Here is an 18,839-nt window from a genome sequence, read left to right as displayed (position 1 = left end):
CGGCGCGTGGCGGGGAAGGTCAGTCAGGGCGAACGAGCAGGCGTTCAGGACCGTGGAAGACGAGGTCGTCGGCGTAGCGGACAGGGGCGTCGGCCAGCGCCAGGCGGGGCAGCGTACGGAGCAGCTCGGCGAGGGCGATCTCCGCTTCGGCACGGGCCAGCAGCGCTCCGAGGCAGTAGTGGATGCCCAGGCCGAAGCCGGTGTGGCGGCGGGCGTCGCGGAAGAGGTCCAGCCGGTCGGGTTCGTCGAAGCGTGCGGGGTCGCGGTTGGCCGAGCCGAGTACGAGGACGACGCGGCTTCCCCGGGGGAGGGTACGGCCGGCCAGCCGGGCGCGGTCTGGGGAGTGCCGGGTGACCATCTGCACCGGAGCGTCGTAGCGGACCAGTTCTGTGACGGCGGCGGGCATCAGCTCAGGGCGGGCGCGCAGCGTGGCGAGCTGGTCCGGGTGGGCGAGCAGGGCGAGCAGGCCCTTGCACAGCAGGTTGGTGGTCGTCTCGTGCCCTGCTGTCAGCAGGTGTACGCACGTGCCGACGAGGACGTCGTCGCCGAGGCCCGAGGAGGCCGCGCGCGCCACCATCGTGCCGATGAGGTCCGTGCCGGGGCGCGGTCGGCGCCTGCGCCGGGTGAGTTCGGCGCGGAAGTAGGCGTCCAGGTCGCGGGCTGCGGCCTCCGCCACCGACCAGGCGTCGGCGCGATGGGCGGCGCGGGCCCTGGTGGCCTGCTGGAGGCGGAGGGCGCGCTCCCGGAACCAGCCCTGGTCCTGGGCCGGTACGCCGAGCAGTTCGCCGATGACCAGCAGCGGCAGCGGGGCGGCCAGTTCCGCCACCAGGTCGGCCTGCCGCCGGGTGGCGAGCTCGGCCACCAGGGTGTGTGCCAACTGTGCGATGCGGGGGCGCAGCGCGGCTGTCGCGGCCGGGGTGAAGGCGTCGGCGACCAGGGCACGTACCCGGGTGTGGCGCGGCGGGTCCATGAAGACCATCCAGTGTGCCGTGTTGCGCATCAGGTGGGGTAGGCCGGCCGGAACGCGTGCCGGGCGCGGGCCGCGCAGATAGCGGCGGTCGGTCAGCACCCGGGTCACGTCGCGGTGGCGGAAGAGGTACCAGGAGCCGTCCGGGGCCTGGTGGACCGGGTCGTGTTCGCGGTACCGCCGGTAGTGCGGGTAGGGGTCGGCGAGGGGCACGGTCCGCACGTCGAACCCCGGGAGGGGAGGTGTCATGTCGCCTCGTGCCGGAAGAGGTCGGCGTAGAAGTGCATCATGCCGATGACCTGCTCGGGGACGGCAGGACATGCGCGTGCGGCGGCGGCCAGGTGCGCGAACCGCAGGCCGATGGCGCGGCGTGCCACGTCCGGGCGCGCTGGGCCGGCGGGTACGGCGTCGAGTTCGAAGGTGGGTCCTGCCGTCCGGCCGCGGTGCCCTGAGTCCATGGTGACCAGCAGCTCGGCGAGCGGTCGCATCATGCCCGTCATCACGTCGATGGAGGCGTTCATCAACTGCGACCTGCGCAGGCTGGCGTCTGGCTGCTGCCCGAAGTGCTGTGCCATGAGCTGGAGCGCCAGGTGGTACGAGCGGTTGAACAGCTGGGCCACCGTGCGCGCGGTGGGGTGCGTCACCTGTGTGCGGTTGCCTTCGCCGGGGTGCAGCGACGGGTTGCGCAGCACCGGGTAGGCGGGGTTCCACAGGACCCGTCGTCCGTGCGGGCCGGGCACGCGCTCCTCGGCCAGCAGTTCGCCGATCCGTGTGAAGGTGTGGAAGTGGGAGACCTCCCTCGCAGGCGCCGCCGGGCCGGTGTCCGCCCGCCCGCGCGGCGGAGCGGGGCGGTGACGGCCGCTCCTCCCTCGCCCTGTTCCGTGATCACGTCGATCGCGAACAGCGCGCTGGGCAGGTCGTCCACCTCCAACTGGTAGTCGGGGTTTTCGGTATCGATCGTCTCGCGCAGGAAGAGGTGGTGTTCTCCGCCGCCGCGCCCCCGCTCGACGAGGAACAGGTCGGGAACCCGGCTCAGCCCTTCCCGGATGCCCGCGTAGAGCTCGCTGATGGTGCTCCAGGTGAAGCGGCGGCGTTCAGGCGTGCCGGTGGGCGCCGAGGCCCCGTGCAGGACGGGCACCGAGGCGGCCGGCTGTTCGAGGGCGATGTAGCGCTGCAGGCTGCCGATGCTCAGCGGTTCGAGAGCGAGGTCGAGCGGAACGGGCAGTTCGGTGTTGAGGGTGGCGAAGTCGATCACCGGAAGGTGGAAGGGTTCGCCCATCGCCATGATGATGTTGTTGACGAGCAGGAAGTGGATCATCTCCTCGCGGGCGACGCCGAGCAGGCTGCCGCGTACCCCGTCGTCCAGCGTCGTCCCACCCTGGCCGCAGACGAGTTCGAGCTGCCGCGGCGTCCAGGTGCCGCGCCGTACGTGGGTCAGTCCCGCGCCGTAGGTGGGCAGCGAGTAGGCGGCGTACAGGTACTGGAGCATCACGGCCAACTCCAGCGTCGCGGCCTGCTTGAGGGTGTGCCACAGCTCGCCCCGGGTGGTGATCGCCGACTCGGTCGCCGCACGGGCCGGCAGGGTCACAGGCGGCCGATCGCGCGCCTGGAGATTGCGCAGGTAGGCCACCAGCAGTCGGGTCTTGGCCTCGGAGAGGTCGCGGCTGGGCGGCATGTAGTACGTCTTCGACGCGTTGACCGGATCGCACATCTGCGCGATGAGGGCGGCGTACGTCTCGACCTTGCAGCGGTCCGCGAGGCTGAAGACCTCCGCACGCATGAAGGACGACGTGTACTCGTAGTACGCGAACACCTCCCGCTGTACCAGGGCGAAGTCGACCTCACCGCGCGGCACCTCGTCCAGGTGCCGGTCGTCCGGAAGCACGCGCACCGCCAGAGCCCCTGCCCCGGCCCAGAAACCCAGCGCGTCCCCGTCGTCGTACGCGGTCCAGGCGGAACCCGGCGCGTGGGGATCGACGGAGGGCTCCGTGTGCGGTTCGGCGGTGAGCAGCACGCGGCAGGTGCCGGCCCGCTCCCCGCGCAGGGTCACCGCGCCGTTGCCCCGTTCATCGGTGCGGACCGTGCACTGGGACGCGTAAGCGGCCCCGTCGTGGCACAGGCCGAGCGGTTCGGCGTCACCGACGCGGGCCGCAGGACCACCGGCGACCGGGTCGCCCGGCAGAGCGCGCGGATTGTGGTACTGGCGCACCCGCACGGCGCCCACCGGCGCGGGCCTGCCCCTGACGAAACTGCGCAGCGGCACCCGCACGGCATGGTCGCTTTCGGGGGAACGATGCTGCAGCACCACCAGGGCCTGGTCCGACTCGATGGTGGTCTCCCGCTCCGTGAGCAACGTGCGGCGCTCACCGCACGACGCCGCTCCGACCAGCCGCAGCCCCTCCTCCTCCGCCACGCACCAGCCGGGCTCGGCGTCCACGGTGACCAGGCCCGAGGTCGCCTCGGCGCCTTCCAGGTACGCCGCCTGGGGGACGCGGGCGACCAGCCGGTCCGTGGCGACGGTGCGCAGTTCGAGATCTCCCGCGCCGAGGGGCGGCCCAAGCCGGTGCAGCGCCCCGTCCGCGCACCGCTGCTGCCGGGAGGCGAACCGCACGGCGGAGACCATGTTCAGGCCCACCTCTTGCCGCGCCACCCGGACCGTCATGTGGCGGAGCGGAGAGCCGGCCACAGGGACCAGCAGCCGCCCCGCAGGACAGGTGCGCAGTTCTTCGCTGTACCAGGGGGCGACGGTTCCCCGCACCCGCCACCTGGCAGGCGCGTTCGGGCTGCGCGGTGTGGCCCTGTTGTCCAGCGCGAACTGGACGACGACACCATCGGCGCCGTGCAGTACGGCGCCCCGCAGCGCCTCGGCGGCGGGTGAGCCCGCGGCCCCGGGCAGCCAGTCCAGTTCCGCCGCCTCCATCGCGAACTGGTGGACGGCGCTGTAGCGCAGGTCGGGCGCGAGAAGGTGGTCCCCGACCTCCTCGATGTGGTCCAGGTGCACCCAGCGCGGCGGATGCACGCCCTTCACTCCGCCCGTGAACGCGTAGGCGCCGTCGTGCGAGCGGCCGCGCCGCCCGAGACCGAACCGTCCGGCCATCAGCGCCGTCGTCCACCGGGAGGCGGGATCGAGGTCGAAGATCCGCGCGCGGTTGACGGTGGTGCGCAGATACGGGTTGTAGTGCCCCCAGACGTCGACACTGCTGCCGACCAACGGGTCCTCCTCGGTGCGGCCGCCGCCCGCGCCCGGCGCGGTCTCCACCGAGAGCACCTGCGCGTCCAGTGAGAAGTGCCCGTTGCCTTCGAAGTCGCAGCCCTTGGCGGCGCTGAACGCGCCGTGCGGGTCCGGGCGCCCCTGCTCGTCGAAGTGGGGGCCGCGCGCGTCCAGGAAGGCGTGGTACTCGTCGGCGGGCCTCTCCGCGGGGAACGGCCCCTCCTCCGTCAGCACCCGGTGGGTCGCCAGATCCACCAGTCCGCTGCGCGGCCCGGTGGGCAGGCGGGTCGTCGCGACGCCCGCGAAGTGCAGCCGGGGCAGGTCGAACACGCTCATCGCGTGACTCCTTCGGTGTCGTCGTTGCCCGCCGGAGGCGCGCCGTGCCGCCGGACGACGGGGGAGTGCGCCACGCCGGCCACCGCCCGCAGCGCCGACTCGATGGCACCCTCGATCCACGCGGGGGCCGTCGAGCAGTGCTCACCGGCGAAGAACAGCCGGTGCACCGGCCGGGCGGCCCGGACCCGTTCGGCCTCGACCTCCCGCGCGCCCATGCCCCAGCGCGTGGTGCAGCCGGCGTCGAGGGGCGAACCGCTGCCCCAGGCCACGCTGACCGCGGCCCGCACCATGCCGGGCCGCCGCAACTGGGGGTGGAGTGTGCTCAACTCGTCGAGCACCAGCCTGTGGCGTCGGCGCTGGGGCAGGCGGCCGAGCCAGGCCGCCTCCGGGCCGATGGTGTAGCTCGCCACCAGCGCGGCGCCGTCATCGGTGGCATCCGCCACGGGCGGGTAGTAGGTCTGCCGGATGCGTCCGCCGGTGAACGACGCGCCACCCCTGATACCGGAGTCGTGCGGCCAGAACGGTTCGCGGCAGTGGAAGGCGACCTTGGTGGCCGGGCAGTAGACCACCTCGTCGAGCACCGCCAGCTTGTCCTCGTCGAGCCCACCGAGCCGCATCCCGCGCAACGCCGGAAAGGGAAGGGTGCACACGGCGAGTTCCGCCCTGTGCGTGCGGGTCCGGCGGCCCGCGCGCACCAGGACCCGCACCTCGTCGCGCTCCAGGGTGAGCGCCACCGCCCGGTGCCCGCACCGCACCGGCCCGCGCAGACGGCGTGCCAGTGCCCTGGGCAGCCGGTCCATTCCGCCGCACAGGCGCAGCAGGTGCGGGCTGGTCTCGGTCAGTACGTCGTCCAGGAAGCTGTTGAGCCGGACGCCGCACGCCGCGCGCAGTCGGGGGTGCGCGGCGAACACCCCCTGCAGGTCCAGCCGGTCGGCGTCGGGGCCGCGCAGAAACGGCTCAAGATCGGTGCGCGCCACCATGTCCACGAGACGCCGTCCCATGTCCCGGCTCAGTTCCTCTCGCAGGTCGGCGGGGGCGATGGCGTCAACCACGGCCGTCAGCCAGGCGCCGAAGAGCACGGCTCGCCGGTCTTCGGCGCGATGCGGGCGGGGAAGGCCCACCTTCGCCCGGAAGTCCGCGCACAGGTGCGGGGCGGCGTCCTGTACGCGGACGAATCCGCCGGCCGTCCGCAGCTTCGCGCGCTCCTCGGACAACAGGGTGGCGAACGGGCGCAGTTCTCCCTCCAGACCGAGCAGCCGTACGTACGTCAGCGTGTGCGTGTGGTCTGCGGGTATGCGCATGGCGCCGAGCTCCACGGCAGGCGCACCAGGCCCGGCGCCGAAGCGGTGGGTGCGTATCCGTCCGCCGACGTGCGGAGCGCCTTCGAGTACCTCCACCCGGAATCCGAGGCGCTCCAACTCGTAGGCCACCACGAGGCCGGCGATTCCGGCGCCCAGCACGAGGACGCGCGGGCCGCCGTCGGCCGCAGCCGACTTTCCCGGCCTTCTTCCCGTGTTCCTCGGCCCGCGGGCGCGCTCACTGGGTGACGCGCTTGATGCGCACATTGTTCGTCGCTCCCGATTTCCGCCCCCGGTATCGGGGCGGCTGCGTTGGTGCGGAGTGATCCGACTTTCCGCACTATTCCCGGGCTCTTGCGGTGTGCGAGCGCAAACCAGGCGTTCGGGTGAAGCCGTTGGATCCGGCGCAGTCGGCGCACTCCCCTCATGCTCCGGAGCCGCACCGGCGCCCGGCTGAACGTCAGGAGCGGTGCTCAGGGCTCAGTGCGCGTGGTGCACTGGAAAAGAGAAAACGGCACTGCTTTCTCCGATATGTTTTCGAAGAGTGGTCGAAGGCTGCCGGCAATCCGTTCCTGGGCAGGAAGCGAAAGGGTCGGCGACGAACGCGTCGGCGCAGATATGTGCGGCCGCACACGGGAATGCGACCGCACGTGAGAATGCGACCGCATACGGGAATGCGGCCGCTCACCGAAAGGCGATCGCACGCGAGACGACGGCACCCGTGAACGCGACCGCATGCGACGGGCCGATCACACGCGCCACCGCCCGGGCAGCCGGAGTTGGGGAGGGAATTCATGAGCGCCACAGTCACGGTCCTCGGCCTGGGGCCGATGGGCACGACGCTCGCGCACGCGTTCTTGGACCGGGGGCACCGTACGACCGTGTGGAACCGTACGCCCGGCCGTGCCGAGGCACTGACCGCCAAGGGGGCAACCGAGGCCTGCACAGCGGCCGAGGCGGTCGCAGCCAGCCCGTTGACCGTGCTCTGCCTCGCCGGACACGACGCGGTACGCGCGGTCCTGGACCGGGCGGCCGAGGCAGCGGGCGGCCGCACCCTGGTCAACCTCACCTCCGGCTCGCCCATGGACGCCCGGGAAACGGCCGCCTGGGCCGACCGGCACGGCAGCGCCTATCTGGACGGAGTGCTGATGACCACGACCTCCGGTCTCGGCAGGCCGGAAGCCCTCCAGCTCTACGCCGGATCACACGCCACCTTCGACACGGTGCGCCACCCGCTCTCCGCCCTCGGCACACCCCTGCACCTGGGCACCGAACCCGCGCTCCCGTCCGTCTACGACACCGCACTCCTGAGCATGCTGTGGGGCGCCCTCACCGGGTGGCTCCACGGGGCCGCGCTCATCGGTGCCGACGGGCCCGGAGGCAACGTCGCGGCCACCGCTTTCACCGACGTGGCCGGGCAGTGGCTGCCGACCGTCCACGCGTTCCTGCGCACCTACGCCGGACAGGTGGACAGCGGCAGCTACCCCGGTGGTGACTTCACCCTCCGGCTCCACCAGCGGACTCTGGGCATCCTCCAGCACGCCGACGCACTGCGCGGTGTCACCTCCGGACTGCCCGAACTGGTCGGGCGCCTCACCGACCGTGCCATCGCAGAGGGACACGGCGAGGACAGCTTCGCCCGCCTGATCGAGTTCCTCCGCGAAAGCGGGGCGGCGTGAACGCCTCCGGGAGCAGGGCTGTGCCGCACCGGGAGCCACAGGACGAGACCGTGCCGCACCGCAAGGGGAGCGCCGGCGAGCGCCACGACCTCCGGGACGCTGTCGTGGTCGGCGCGGGGCCGACCGGGCTCGCGTTGGCGATCGCGCTGCGCCAGTACGCCCTCGACGTCCTGATCGTCGACAAGGCGCCCGGCACCAAACGCGAGGCACGGGCCAGCGTCGTATGGCAACGCGGCCTCGAAGCGCTGCGCGACCTCGGCTGCGCGGAAGCCTTCCTACACCGTGGACTTCCCCTGGAGTGCGGCGAGTTCCACGTGTGCGGAAGCCCGGCCGGAGTGCAGGAGCTGAGCATGCCGCACACGGCGTTCCCCTGCCCCGTGTCCATCGAGCAGGACGACATCGAACGGCTGCTCCGCGCCCGCCTGCGGGACCTCGGGCCCGACGTACGGTGGTCCAGCGAAGCCGTGGCGCTGCGCCCGGGACACGACAGCGTCGGCGTCGACCTGCGCGGCCCCGGCGGACGCGTCCGCACGGTGGAGGCGCGATGGGTGGTCGGCTGCGAGGGCTCCCACAGCCTCGTGCGCCGCAGCCTGGGCCTCACCTTCGACGGCACGCAGCGGACCGGACTCCAGTGCCTCCAACTCAACGCCCGCCCCGACTGGAGCCACCCGGGCACCCCGCACCGCACCAGGATCTTCGTCAACCACCGCATCACGCTGATCACCGACCCGGTGCCCGGCGGGGCCACGCGCTTCTACGCCTTCCGCCCCGACCCCGACCCCACCGTCGAGGGCCCGCCCGACGTGGCCGAAATGACGAGGCTGGTCGCCTCCGCCACCGGAGAGGAGACCGTGCGCCTGGAGCCCACCGAACCCGGGTGGGCCAACCGCGCCAGGTTCCACGACCGCATCGCGCCCACGCTGCGCGGCGGGCGCGCTCTGCTCGCCGGGGACAGCGCGCACCTGTGGGCGCCCATCGGGGGGCGCGGCCTCAACACCGGGCTGCTGGGCGCCCACAACCTGGGCTGGAAACTCGCCGCCGTCCACCACGGCTGGTGTCCCGACGCCCTCCTCGACACCTACACCAGCGAGCAGCGCCGCACCGCGCTCGACGTCATGCGCGCCATGCGGCGCAACGTGCTCGAACTTCCCCCAGGGCGCGCCATGCTCACGGCGCTTCGCCTGTTCCTGCCGACCGCACTGCGCAACCGGCGCGCGGCGCGGCGGGGAGCGCTGCTGCTGAGCGACTTCGGCCGCCACTACCGCGACAGCGGGCTCTCCGGCCGCAGGGGAGCCCGCACCGGCCTCCGGCCCGGCGACCGGCTCCCCGACTTTCCGCTCGCCGGCGGCCAGGGCGGCGGCCTCCACGGACTGCTGTCCTACCAGCACTGGTCGTTGCTGCACATCGGCGGCGCTGAGCACCACGCGAGGCACACCGAGCGGCTGCGTGAGCTGACGCGCCCATACGCGCTGCCGCTGCGGCACCGCAGCGTCAGCCTCCGTGCGGAGCCTGACGCCCCGCTCCCCGAGGGGACCGTGCTCCTCGTCCGCCCCGACGGGCACCTCGCGCTGCGCGTACCGGAGCTCGACCACCGGTCGCCGGCGGCCTACCTGGACCGCTGGAGCGCCCGTCGGCCCACCTGACCCCCCAACGCGGCGCCGCGCGGCCACCGGGGACCGTTCCCGGTGCGCTGCCCGACGACGGTTCGCGGGCGCGCTGCCCGACGGTTCGCCGGGTGTCAGTCCTCGGGTGAGGCCACCAGGCGCAGCCTGCCGAACTCCGCGGCCAGCGCCGGAGGGGTGTAGTGCGCGTTCAGACCGCTGGGATTGGGCAGCACCCACACCGGCACCCCGCCGATCAGCCGCTCCTGCGGGCCCATCGCGGCCTTGCGCTCGTCGAAGGCGGCCCGGTAGGCGGTCACGCCGAGGACGGCCAGCCAGTGGGGCCGCAGCCGGGCGACCTTCTCCTCCAGCATCCTGCCGCCCTCGGTGAACTCCTCCGGGGAGAGCTCGTCGGCGCGCGCCGTGGCCCGGGCCACCACGTTGGTGATGCCCAGGCCGTAGGTGAGCAGCTCGTGCTCCTCGTGGGGGCGCAGCCGGCGCGGAGTGAAGCCGGAGGCGTGCAGCGCGGGCCAGAACCTGTTGCCAGGACGGGCGAAGTGGTGCCCCGTCGCCGCGGAGAGCAGCCCCGGGTTGATGCCGCAGAACAGCACCCGCAGCCCTTCGGCCGCCACGTCGGGCACTGGGGGCACCTCCCGGACGGAGTCCGGGGGAGTGCCGCGGGCGGCCTCCAGCTCCTCCTGGGTGAAGCGCGGGCTCAGAGGATCGCCCCCGGCCGGTAGGCGGCCGCCTCCGGGTGCAGCGCGGCGACCTCCTGGACGCGCGCGACGACCTCGGCCGTCTGTGCCGCCGCTGCGCCGGTGAAGGAGAGCCGGTCGGCCATCAGCGCGTCCAGCGCGGCGCGGTCCAGCGGGATGCGGGCGTCGGCCGCCAGCCTCTCCAGCAGTTCGTTGTGCTCGGCGCCCTCGCGCATCGCCAGCGCGGAGGCCACCGCGTGCTCCTTGATGGCCTCGTGTGCGACCTCGCGGCCCACTCCGGCGCGTACGGCGCCCATCAGCACCTTGGTCGTCGCCAGGAACGGCAGGTAGCGGTCCAGCTCCCGCGCCACCACGGCGGGGAAGGCGCCGAACTCCTCCAGCACCGTCAGACACGTCTCCACCATGCCGTCGAAGGCGAAGAACGCGTCCGGCAGTGCCACGCGCCGTACCACCGAGCAGGAGACGTCGCCCTCGTTCCACTGGTCGCCCGCCAGTTCGGCCGCCATGGAGGCGTAGCCGCGCAGAATCACCATCAGGCCGTTCACACGTTCACACGAACGGGTGTTCATCTTGTGCGGCATCGCCGACGAGCCGACCTGACCCTCCTTGAAGCCCTCGGTCACCAGCTCCTGGCCCGCCATCAGCCGGATCGTCTTGGCCAGCGACGAGGGGGCGCCGCCCAGCTGCACCAGGGTGCTGACCACCTCGTGGTCCAGGGAACGCGGGTACACCTGGCCGACGGAGGTCAGGACCCGCCCGAAGCCGAGGTGCTCGGCGGTCCTGCGCTCCAGGTCGGCCAGTTTCGCGGCGCCCTCTTCGCCGCCGCCCATCAGGTCCAGCATGTCCTGCGCGGTACCGACCGGGCCCTTGATGCCGCGCAGCGGGTAGCGGCGCAGCAGCTCCTCCAGCCGTTCGAAGGCGACCAGCAGCTCGTCGGCGGACGTCGCGAACCGCTTGCCCAGCGTCGTGGCCTGCGCGGCGACGTTGTGCGAGCGGCCCGCCATCACGAGCGCCGCGTGCTCACCCGCGAGCGCGCCGAGCCGGCTCAGCGCCGCCACCGTGCGGTCCCGCACCAGCTGGAGGGAGAGGCGGATCTGCAGCTGCTCGACGTTCTCCGTCAGGTCACGGGAGGTCATGCCCTTGTGCACGTGCTCGTGCCCGGCCAGCGCGTTGAACTCCTCGATGCGGGCCTTCACGTCGTGCCGGGTGACCTTCTCGCGCTCCGCGATCGAGGCCAGGTCCACGGTCTCCAGCACCCGCTCGTAGTCGGCGAGGGCCTCCTCGGGCACGGCGACACCCAGGTCCCGCTGGGCCTTCAGCACGGCGAGCCACAGCCGCCGCTCCAGCACGATCTTCGACTCGGGGGACCAGATGCGGACCAGCTCGGGGGAGGCGTAGCGGGATGCCAGGACGTTCGGGATGCGCGGCTTGTCACTCACGTCGCCCGAGTCTACGGGCCGCTGCGCGGTGCCCTGCCGCTGACCTGCTGGGAGCTGGGCAGGCTGGGGGCTGGGCCCGGTTAAGGGCTGGGGTTGGCTGGGGACTGGGCCCGGCTGGGGGCTGCGCTGCCCCTGTCCGTGCCTCGCAGCCTGCCGGTGCGCTGTGGCCGGCCGCGCAGTTCCCCGCGCCCCCGCGGGGCGCCTGTCCGCTCAGAGGGGGTGCAGATCGGGGCGCTTGGGGGTGCGCCCGTCGCCGGAGGAACGGCCGGTCAGCCGGCGGCCTATCCAGGGCAGCAGATGGACGCGGGCGAAGCGCAGGTCCGCCAGGCGGCGGGTGGGCCAGGACGGCGGCCGGGAGGGCGGCAGCGGCGCGTCCCAGTCCGCCTCGGCGGGCAGCCCGAGCCGCTGCCAGACGGCCTCGGCGACGCGTCGGTGCCCCTCGGCGCTCAGGTGCAGCCGGTCGTCGGCCCACAGCCGGGGGTCGGACAGCGTCCGGGACCCGAACAGGTCGACGACCACGGCGCCGTGCCGCTCTGCCAGCTCGTCGATGAAGGCGAACAGCTCCTCCATCCGGCCCCGGTACCGCTCCAGCACGGGACCGCTGCGGCCGGGGCTGCGCATCAGGACCAGGGTGCCGCAGGACGGGGCCAGCTTGCCGACGGCCTCCTCCAGCAGCGCACACACCCGTGCCGTGTCGCAGCGGGGCCGCAGCACGTCGTTGAGCCCGCCCACCAGCGTCACCAGATCGGCGCCCATGGCCACCGCGGGGTCGACCTGGTCCTCGGTGATCTGGCCGATGAGCTTGCCGCGCACGGCCAGGTTGGCGTAGCGGAAGTCGGGCTCCAGGGCGGCCAGCCTGGCCGCCAGCAGGTCGGCCCAGCCGCGGTAGGCGCCGCCGGGCAGCACGTCCGACATGCCCTCGGTGAACGAGTCGCCCAGGGCCACGAACGAGCGGATGCGGGAGGCGGGTTGCGAGGACGCCGCAGGGGAGGGAGCTGTGCTGGTCACGGTCGCCCATGGTAACCCGTTGCCCCGAGCAACGACTCTCGCCCTCGGGGCAACGGGCACCACCTCGCGGTGGCAACGGGCACCACCTCGCGGTGGCTACGGCTGGCCGACCAGTTCCCGCAGGACGTCCTCCATCGTCACCACGCCGGTGGCGCGCCCGTCCGGGCCCGTCACCGCCGCCAGGTGCGTACCGCTGGACCGCATCGCGCCCAGCACGTCGTCCAGCGGCAGCGAGGCACGCACCCGGGCGATCGGCCGCATCGCGGTCAGCGGGAACGGTGCCTCGCGCGGCGAGGCGTCCAGCGCGTCCTTGACGTGCAGATAGCCCAGCACGCGTCCGTCGTCGTCGACCACGGGGAAGCGGGAGAACCCGGACTCGGTCGACAGCCGCTCCAGGCCCTCGGGCGTCACGCCCCGGCCCGCGATGACCACCTTCGGCAGCGGTTGCGCCACGTCGCGGACCGGCCGCCTGCCCAGCTCCAGGGCATCGCGCAGCCGCTCGGTCGAGCGGTCGTCCAACAGCCCGGCCTCGCTGGAGTCGGCGACCATCTGCGCCAGGTCGTCGTCCGAGAACGCCGCCTCGACCTCGCTTTTGGGCTCCACGTGGATCAGCTTGAGCAGCCCGTTCGCGAACGAGTTCACCGCGAAGATCACCGGGCGCAGCGCACGCGAGAGCGCCACCAGAGGCGGCCCCAGCAGCAGCGCGGCCCGCTCCGGCCCCGCCAGCGCGATGTTCTTCGGCACCATCTCGCCCAGCAGCATGTGCAGGTACGTCGCCAGCGACAGGGCGATCACGAACGAGACGCCGTGCGCCACCCCGTCCGGCACGCCCATCGCGTGGAACACCGGCTCCAGCAGGTGTGCGATCGCGGGCTCGGCGACCACGCCCAGCACCAGCGTGCACAAGGTGATGCCGAGCTGGGCCGCGGCCAGCATCTGCGCCACGTGCTCCAGGCCCCACAGCACCTTGCGTGCCTTCTTGTCACCGTCCTCGGCCAAGGGTTCGATCTGGGCGCGGCGCACCGAGATCATGGCGAACTCCGCGCCGACGAAGAACGCGTTGACCACCAGCGTCAGCAGTCCGATGATGAGCTGGATCGCCGTCATCGCCGTGCCTCCGCCCGCTTGTCGTCGTCCGCATGCGCGGGGTCCTCACCCGGCCTGGGGCTGTGCAGCCGCACCTGGGCCGCTCGCCGCCCCGACGCGTCCGTCACCTCGATCCGCCAGCCGGCGACCGTCGCCGTGTCGCCCGCGGCCGGGATCCGGCCCAGCTCGGTGGCTATCAGGCCGGCCAGCGTCTCGAAGGGGCCCTCCGGAGCGCGGAGCCCGATGGCCTCCAGCTGGTCGGTGCGGGCCGCGCCGTCCGCGTCGTAGATCCGCCGGCCCTCGGCGTCCTCTCCCGCCGGGGCCAGGTCGGGTGTCTCCAGCGGGTCGTGCTCGTCGCGGACCTCGCCGACGACCTCCTCGATGATGTCCTCCAGGGTGACGACACCTGCCGTGCCGCCGTACTCGTCGATGACGACCGCGATGCTGCGGTCGCCGCCGGAGAGCTGGTCCAGCAGCCGGTCGACCGTCAGCGACTCGGGCACCAGCAGCGCCTCGCGCATCAGCTCGGTCACCGGGCGCCGCGGCCGCTGCTCGGCGGGCACCGCCAGCACGTCCTTGATCCGGACGATGCCGACGACGGTGTCCAGGTTGCCCCGGTAGACGGGGAAGCGGGACAGCCCGGTGGCACGGGTCGCATTGGCGACGTCCTCCACCGTCGCGGCCACCTCCAGCGAGGTGACCTGCACGCGGGGCGTCATGACGTTCTCCGCCGTCAGCTCCGCCAGGTGCAGGGTGCGCACGAACAGATCGGCCGTGTCCTCCTCCAGCGCGCCCTCCTTCGCGGAGTGCCGCGCCAGCGCCACCAGCTCCTGCGGCGAGCGGGCCGAGGCCAGCTCCTCGGTGGGCTCCAGGCCCATCCGCCGCAGGATGCGGTTGGCGGTGTTGTTCAGATGCCGGATCAGCGGGCGGAACGCGGCGGAGAAGACGCGCTGCGGCGTCGCCACCCGCTTGGCCACCGGCAGCGGTTTGGAGATCGCCCAGTTCTTGGGCACCAGCTCACCGATCACCATCAGCACGACGGTGGACAGGGCGGTGCCGAGCACCAGGGCGACGGACGAGGACGCCGAGGAGGGCACGCCCAGAGAACGCAGCGGCCCGGAGATCAGCGCCGCGATGGACGGCTCGGAGAGCATGCCGACCACCAGGTTGGTGACGGTGATGCCCAGCTGGGCGCCGGAGAGCTGGAAGGTGAGGGAGCGCACGGCCGCAAGCGCGCTCTTGGCGCCGCGCTCACCACGCTGCTCCGCTCGCTCCAGTTCGCTGCGCTCGACGGTCGTGAGGGAGAACTCCGCCGCGACGAAACCACCGCAGGCCAGCGCCAGCAGCAGCGCCACGAGCAGCAGAAGGACTTCCATCAACGCTCCTTCACCTCCTTCCCATGGTGGGCCAGGAGGCGCGGGCACGCGCGGTGTCGTGAGGCCATCCGCCGCACGAGATGTGGGGGGATGCAACTAGGAGGGTCGCCCATGGGCGGACGCTCACACCTTTCACTTGTGATGACGGCGCCGGGCCTGCGCACGTGCGGGCCCGGCGGTGTTTCCATCGTAAACGGACCGGACGGCTCGCGGGTTCCCCCCGCTGACCGGGGCGTTTCCCGGGGCTCGTCAGCCGGTGAGGGGTTTCACCCAGCGGCTCCAGAGGGGTTGCGGAGCGTAACCCGCGGCCTCCCAGGCGCGGTGTGCCCGCTCGTTGTCGTCCAACACCATGGCATCGCCGCGCCGGCCGCCGAGCGCGGCGAACCGTTCCTCCGCGGCCGTCAGCAGCCCCCGGGAGACGCCCCGGCGGCGGTGGGAGGGCAGAACGGCCAGCCGATAGAGGGAACACCGCCAACCTCCCCCAGCCTCCGGCCGGGAGGTGCCCCCACACCCGGCGATCACCGTGCCCACGAGTTGTCCGTCGTGCTCCGCCAGCAGCAGGGCTTCGGGATCGCGGGCGATCAGCCGGGTGACGCCGTCCCGGTCGTCGCTGACGCTGGTGCCCTCGGCCGCCTCGCGCCAGAAGGCCAGCACCTGGTCGATGTCCCCCTCGCCCGCGGGGCGGATGCTCAGTTCACTCATGCGGCGGATACCACCACGCCCGCCGGCCGACCGCCACGCCGTTCTGCCTGGTGGGACGGCGGCGTGGTGGGGCGATGGGGCGGTTCGAGGGTGGCGGCTCAGCTCGGGTGGCCGCAGCCTCCGAGCGAGGGGGCGAGCCAGCCGGGGGCGGCGGCGCGGAAGGGCTCGGGAGCCAGCCGGCCCGCCCCTTCGGGAACGGCGCCCACCAGCGGAAGGCCGGCGTAGCGGGGGAGGTCGGCCACGTTGCAGCGCTCGGCGGGCCCGGGGTCGGCGGGCAGGGAGCCGATCACCATGCCGGCCCCCGCCACCTGCCGGGTCCGCAGCGCCTCGGCCGTCAGCGCGGCCGTGTTGAGCGTGCCGAGCCCCGCCTGGACGACGACGAGCACCGGGGCGGCCAGCAGCCGGGCCACGTCCGCCAGCGTCGAACCCTCCTCGTCGAACCGCACCAGCAGCCCGCCCGCGCCCTCCACCAGCACGAGATCGTGTGAGGCGGCCAGTTTCTCCGCCGCGTCCGCGACCTGGCGCGCGGACAGGCACGCCATGCCCGCACGCCGGGCGGCGGTCTGCGGGGCCAACGGGTCCGGATAGCGCGCCAACTCGACTCCGGTGATCCGGTTGTCTCCCACGAGGCGCCCGACCTCGGCCACGTCCCCGGGCTCTTCGGGTGCCACCCCGGTCTGCGCGGGTTTGAGCACGGCCACCGACCGTCCCGCGCGCAGGGCGCACGCCGCCACCGCCGCGGTGGTCACCGTCTTGCCGATCTCCGTCCCTGCCCCCGAGACACAGAGCACACCACGCATCGTCCGTCCAGCCCTTCTGTTCTCCGCTCTCACGCTTCGCGCGCCACCGCGCACATGGCGGCGGCGATCCGTGCGACGTCCTCGTCAGCGGTGACGTACGGCGGCATGGCGTACACCATGTCGCGGAACGGCCGCAGCCACACCCCGGCCCGTACGGCGGCGCGGGTGGCGGCGGCGAGGTCCACCTCGTGGTCGAGCCGGACGACACCGATGGCCCCCAGCACGCTCACCTCCCGCACGCCCGGCACCCCGGCCGCCTCCGCGAGCCCGGTACGCAGCCCGTCGCCGACCCGGCGCACCCGGGCCCGCCAGTCCTGCGACAGCAGCAGGTCGAGGGAGGCCCCTGCGATGGCGGACGCCAGGGGATTGCCCATGAACGTCGGGCCGTGTGCCAGCACCGGCACCGAGCCGCGTGCGATCCCCTCCGCCACACGCGGGGTGCACACGGTCGCCGCCATGGACAGGTAGCCGCCGGTCAACGCCTTGCCGACGCACATCACGTCCGGCACCACCCCGGCGTGTTCGGCCGCGAACAGCGCGCCCGTGCGGCCGAAGCCCGTGGCGATCTCGTCGAGTACGAGCAGGACGTCGTGCTCGTCGCAGGCCTCGCGCAGCGCGCGGACGTAGGCGGGGGAGTGGAAGCGCATGCCGCCGGCGCCCTGGACGACCGGCTCGACGATGACGGCGGCCAGTTCGTGCGCGTGCCGTCCCACCAACTCCCGCAGCCGCGCGAGGTATTCCTCGTCGGGTGCGGCGTCGAAGCCGGGGGGCGGTGCTTCGGCGAACACCTGAACGGGCAGCGCGCCCGACCACAGGTGGTGCATCCCGCCCTCCGGGTCGCACACCGACATCGGCTGCCAGGTGTCGCCGTGGTAGCCGCCGCGCCACGTCATCAGCCGCCGCTTGCCCGGCATGCCCAGGGAGCGCCAGTGCTGGAGGCACATCTTGACCGCGACCTCGACGGCGACCGATCCGGAATCGGACAGGAACACGTGTTCCAGGTCGCCGGGGGTGAGGCGGGCCAGCCGCTCCGCCAGCCGCACGGCGGGCTCGTGCGTGAGACCGCCGAACATCACATGGCTCATCCGGCCGAGTTGCCCGCGGGCCGCCTCGTTCAGCACCGGGTGGTTGTAGCCGTGGACGGCCGACCACCAGGACGACATGCCGTCGATCAGCTCCCGCCGCCCGTACGCCTCCCGCGCCAGCCGCAGTCGCACGCCGGAGGCCGACTCCACGACGAGCGGCTCGGCGGTGCCGGGCATCGGGGCGTAGGGGTGCCACACGTGCCGCCGGTCGAGCGCCAGCAGCTCGGTGGGCGCCAGGGGTGCGGGGGCGCGCCTGTCGCCGCGCGCTGCCGTGGTGGCCCGCTCAGGCATTGGGCGGCAGCTCCGTCCCCGCGCCGCGCCGCCGCACCGCCACCCGCTCGTGCGGGCGTGCGGGCCGGTCGGCCACCGCGTCCGCCCCGCCCGCGCGGCTCCCGGCCGACACCGCGCCCGCGCCGTCCGCCTCGTTCACCCCGTCCGGACCGTCCGCACCGCCTCCGTCGTCCGCACGCTGCCCGCGCCTGTGCCCTGGCAGTGTCGTCGTCGCGGCGTCCTCCACCACGAATCCCGCGTCCCGGATCATCTCCAGGTCGGCCTTCCCGGCCTGCCCCTCGCTGGTGAGGTAGTCGCCCAGGAAGAGGGAGTTGGCCAGGTACAGCGCCAGCGGCTGGAGCGACCGCAGGTGCACCTCGCGCCCGGCCGCGAGGCGTACCTCCACGTCGGGGCAGACGAAACGCACCATGGCCAGAATGCGCAGCGCCCGCTGCGGTGTCATGTTCCACTCGTCGGCCAGCGGCGTGCCCTCGAACGGCAGCAGGAAGTTGACGGGCACCGAGTCCGCGTCCAGGTCCCGCAGCGAGAAGACCACGTCGACGAGGTCCTCGTCCGACTCGCCCATGCCCGCGATCAGCCCCGAGCACGGCGAGAGTCCCGCGCCCCGCGCCCGTTCGACGGTGGAGACCCGGTCCTCGTAGGTGTGCGTGGTGCAGATGTCCCCGTAGGTGGCCTCGGAGGTGTTGAGGTTGTGGTTGTAGGCGTCGGCGCCCGCCCGGCGAAGCCGCTCGGCCTGTCCGTCGGCCAGCAGCCCGAGGCAGGCGCACACCTCCACCTGCGCGTTGCGCTCCTTGATGGCCTCGATCGTCTCCGAGACCCGGGAGACGTCGCGGTCGGACGGCCCGCGTCCGCTCGCCACGACGCAGACCCGCTTGGCTCCGCCGCGCACGCCCGCCGCCGCGGCCTCGGCGGCCTCGTCGGGCTGCAGCCAGGAGTACTTGAGGATGCCCGTTCGCGAACCCAGCCGCTGTGAGCAGTAGGAGCAGTCCTCGGGGCACAGCCCCGACTTCAGGTTCACCAGGTAGTTGAGTTTCACTCGCCGCCCGAACCACCGGCGGCGCACCTTCCCGGCCGCCGCGACCACGTCGAGCAGGTCGTCATCGCTTGTCCGCAGCACCGCCAGTGCCTCGTCACGCGTGGGCGTCTCGCCCCGCACGCCCTTGTCCGCCAGTGCGTTCAGCAGGTCGTCCATGAGCATGATCCTGGCCGACGGCACCGCACCGGGGTATGGAGGAAGTCCACAA

The 18,839-nt window shown here is 73.1% G+C and carries 15 protein-coding genes; 2 read left to right on the top strand and 13 right to left on the bottom strand.

Annotated elements, in window-relative coordinates:
- Positions 1 to 19: 19 nt before the first annotated feature.
- Genes DTL70_RS01980 through DTL70_RS01970 form a run of 4 tightly spaced genes read right to left on the bottom strand, consistent with a single transcriptional unit; the run spans position 20 to position 6,079 of the window.
- On the bottom strand, positions 20 to 1,216 hold the full coding sequence (locus DTL70_RS01980) for a cytochrome P450 (protein ID WP_114020075.1): 1,197 nt from the start codon (positions 1,214 to 1,216) through the stop codon (positions 20 to 22).
- Complete coding sequence (locus DTL70_RS34045; RefSeq protein WP_245978917.1) at positions 1,213 to 1,611, bottom strand: hypothetical protein; 399 nt, start codon at positions 1,609 to 1,611, stop codon at positions 1,213 to 1,215. Before DTL70_RS34045 ends, DTL70_RS01980 begins: the two co-directional genes overlap by 4 nt.
- Complete coding sequence (locus DTL70_RS01975) at positions 1,608 to 4,514, bottom strand: ferritin-like protein (protein WP_245978916.1); 2,907 nt, start codon at positions 4,512 to 4,514, stop codon at positions 1,608 to 1,610. Before DTL70_RS01975 ends, DTL70_RS34045 begins: the two co-directional genes overlap by 4 nt.
- The gene (locus tag DTL70_RS01970) at positions 4,511 to 6,079 is read right to left on the bottom strand and encodes a flavin monoamine oxidase family protein (protein WP_114020074.1); all 1,569 of its coding nucleotides are present in this window, start codon (positions 6,077 to 6,079) and stop codon (positions 4,511 to 4,513) included. Before DTL70_RS01970 ends, DTL70_RS01975 begins: the two co-directional genes overlap by 4 nt.
- Before the next feature lie 527 nt (positions 6,080 to 6,606).
- Between DTL70_RS01970 and DTL70_RS01965 the strand changes: the two genes are divergently transcribed.
- Together DTL70_RS01965 and DTL70_RS01960 are read left to right on the top strand one after the other, a co-directional pair.
- Entirely contained in the window at positions 6,607 to 7,491 is an 885-nt protein-coding gene (locus DTL70_RS01965; protein ID WP_114020073.1) for an NAD(P)-dependent oxidoreductase, read from the top strand.
- Between the two features lie 20 nt (positions 7,492 to 7,511).
- Positions 7,512 to 9,134 (top strand): FAD-dependent monooxygenase, encoded by a 1,623-nt coding sequence (locus DTL70_RS01960; RefSeq protein WP_181860736.1) that lies wholly within the window; start codon positions 7,512 to 7,514, stop codon positions 9,132 to 9,134.
- Positions 9,135 to 9,229: 95 nt separating this feature from the next.
- Here DTL70_RS01960 and mug read toward each other — a convergent pair whose 3' ends face one another.
- From mug to bioB, 9 genes are all read right to left on the bottom strand, one after another.
- Positions 9,230 to 9,742, bottom strand: coding sequence for a G/U mismatch-specific DNA glycosylase (gene mug, locus DTL70_RS01955; RefSeq protein WP_425470299.1), 513 nt, complete (start codon positions 9,740 to 9,742; stop codon positions 9,230 to 9,232).
- A 65-nt stretch (positions 9,743 to 9,807) separates the two neighbouring features.
- A complete protein-coding gene (gene purB, locus DTL70_RS01950) occupies positions 9,808 to 11,247 on the bottom strand; it encodes an adenylosuccinate lyase (RefSeq protein WP_114020070.1) in 1,440 nt (479 codons plus the stop codon).
- Positions 11,248 to 11,457: 210 nt separating this feature from the next.
- On the bottom strand, positions 11,458 to 12,255 hold the full coding sequence (locus DTL70_RS01945) for an SGNH/GDSL hydrolase family protein (RefSeq protein ID WP_114020069.1): 798 nt from the start codon (positions 12,253 to 12,255) through the stop codon (positions 11,458 to 11,460).
- Positions 12,256 to 12,351: 96 nt separating this feature from the next.
- A complete protein-coding gene (locus tag DTL70_RS01940; protein WP_114020068.1) occupies positions 12,352 to 13,362 on the bottom strand; it encodes a hemolysin family protein in 1,011 nt (336 codons plus the stop codon).
- The gene (locus tag DTL70_RS01935) at positions 13,359 to 14,720 is read right to left on the bottom strand and encodes a hemolysin family protein (protein WP_114020067.1); all 1,362 of its coding nucleotides are present in this window, start codon (positions 14,718 to 14,720) and stop codon (positions 13,359 to 13,361) included. Before DTL70_RS01935 ends, DTL70_RS01940 begins: the two co-directional genes overlap by 4 nt.
- A 246-nt stretch (positions 14,721 to 14,966) precedes the next feature.
- Positions 14,967 to 15,419: a GNAT family N-acetyltransferase gene (locus DTL70_RS01930; protein WP_114020066.1), complete on the bottom strand. Its 453-nt coding sequence runs from the start codon at positions 15,417 to 15,419 to the stop codon at positions 14,967 to 14,969.
- A gap of 98 nt (positions 15,420 to 15,517) precedes the next feature.
- Positions 15,518 to 16,219, bottom strand: coding sequence for a dethiobiotin synthase (bioD, locus tag DTL70_RS01925; RefSeq protein ID WP_114020065.1), 702 nt, complete (start codon positions 16,217 to 16,219; stop codon positions 15,518 to 15,520).
- Positions 16,220 to 16,248: 29 nt separating this feature from the next.
- Positions 16,249 to 17,595: an adenosylmethionine--8-amino-7-oxononanoate transaminase gene (locus tag DTL70_RS01920; RefSeq protein WP_114020064.1), complete on the bottom strand. Its 1,347-nt coding sequence runs from the start codon at positions 17,593 to 17,595 to the stop codon at positions 16,249 to 16,251.
- Positions 17,588 to 18,787 (bottom strand): biotin synthase BioB, encoded by a 1,200-nt coding sequence (bioB, locus tag DTL70_RS01915; RefSeq protein ID WP_114020063.1) that lies wholly within the window; start codon positions 18,785 to 18,787, stop codon positions 17,588 to 17,590. The genes DTL70_RS01920 and bioB overlap by 8 nt, the downstream gene beginning before the upstream one ends.
- Positions 18,788 to 18,839: the final 52 nt, after the last annotated feature.

Origin of the sequence: Streptomyces diacarni (assembly GCF_003323715.1) — a bacterium.
GTDB classification, from domain to species: Bacteria; Actinomycetota; Actinomycetes; order Streptomycetales; family Streptomycetaceae; genus Streptomyces; species Streptomyces diacarni.
This window is presented reverse-complemented; position numbering and strand designations above follow the sequence as displayed.

Excerpts from the sequence above, each read along its gene's own strand:
- DTL70_RS01965 (WP_114020073.1), top strand. The coding sequence starts at position 6,607 with ATGAGCGCCACAGTCACGGTCCTCGGCCTGGGGCCGATGGGCACGACG.
- DTL70_RS01940 (WP_114020068.1), bottom strand. The coding sequence starts at position 13,362 with ATGACGGCGATCCAGCTCATCATCGGACTGCTGACGCTGGTGGTCAAC.
- DTL70_RS01980 (WP_114020075.1), bottom strand. The coding sequence starts at position 1,216 with ATGACACCTCCCCTCCCGGGGTTCGACGTGCGGACCGTGCCCCTCGCC.
- DTL70_RS01930 (WP_114020066.1), bottom strand. The coding sequence starts at position 15,419 with ATGAGTGAACTGAGCATCCGCCCCGCGGGCGAGGGGGACATCGACCAG.
- bioD (WP_114020065.1), bottom strand. The coding sequence starts at position 16,219 with ATGCGTGGTGTGCTCTGTGTCTCGGGGGCAGGGACGGAGATCGGCAAG.
- DTL70_RS01975 (WP_245978916.1), bottom strand. The coding sequence starts at position 4,514 with ATGAGCGTGTTCGACCTGCCCCGGCTGCACTTCGCGGGCGTCGCGACG.
- DTL70_RS01970 (WP_114020074.1), bottom strand. The coding sequence starts at position 6,079 with ATGTGCGCATCAAGCGCGTCACCCAGTGAGCGCGCCCGCGGGCCGAGG.
- DTL70_RS01920 (WP_114020064.1), bottom strand. The coding sequence starts at position 17,595 with ATGCCTGAGCGGGCCACCACGGCAGCGCGCGGCGACAGGCGCGCCCCC.
- bioB (WP_114020063.1), bottom strand. The coding sequence starts at position 18,787 with ATGGACGACCTGCTGAACGCACTGGCGGACAAGGGCGTGCGGGGCGAG.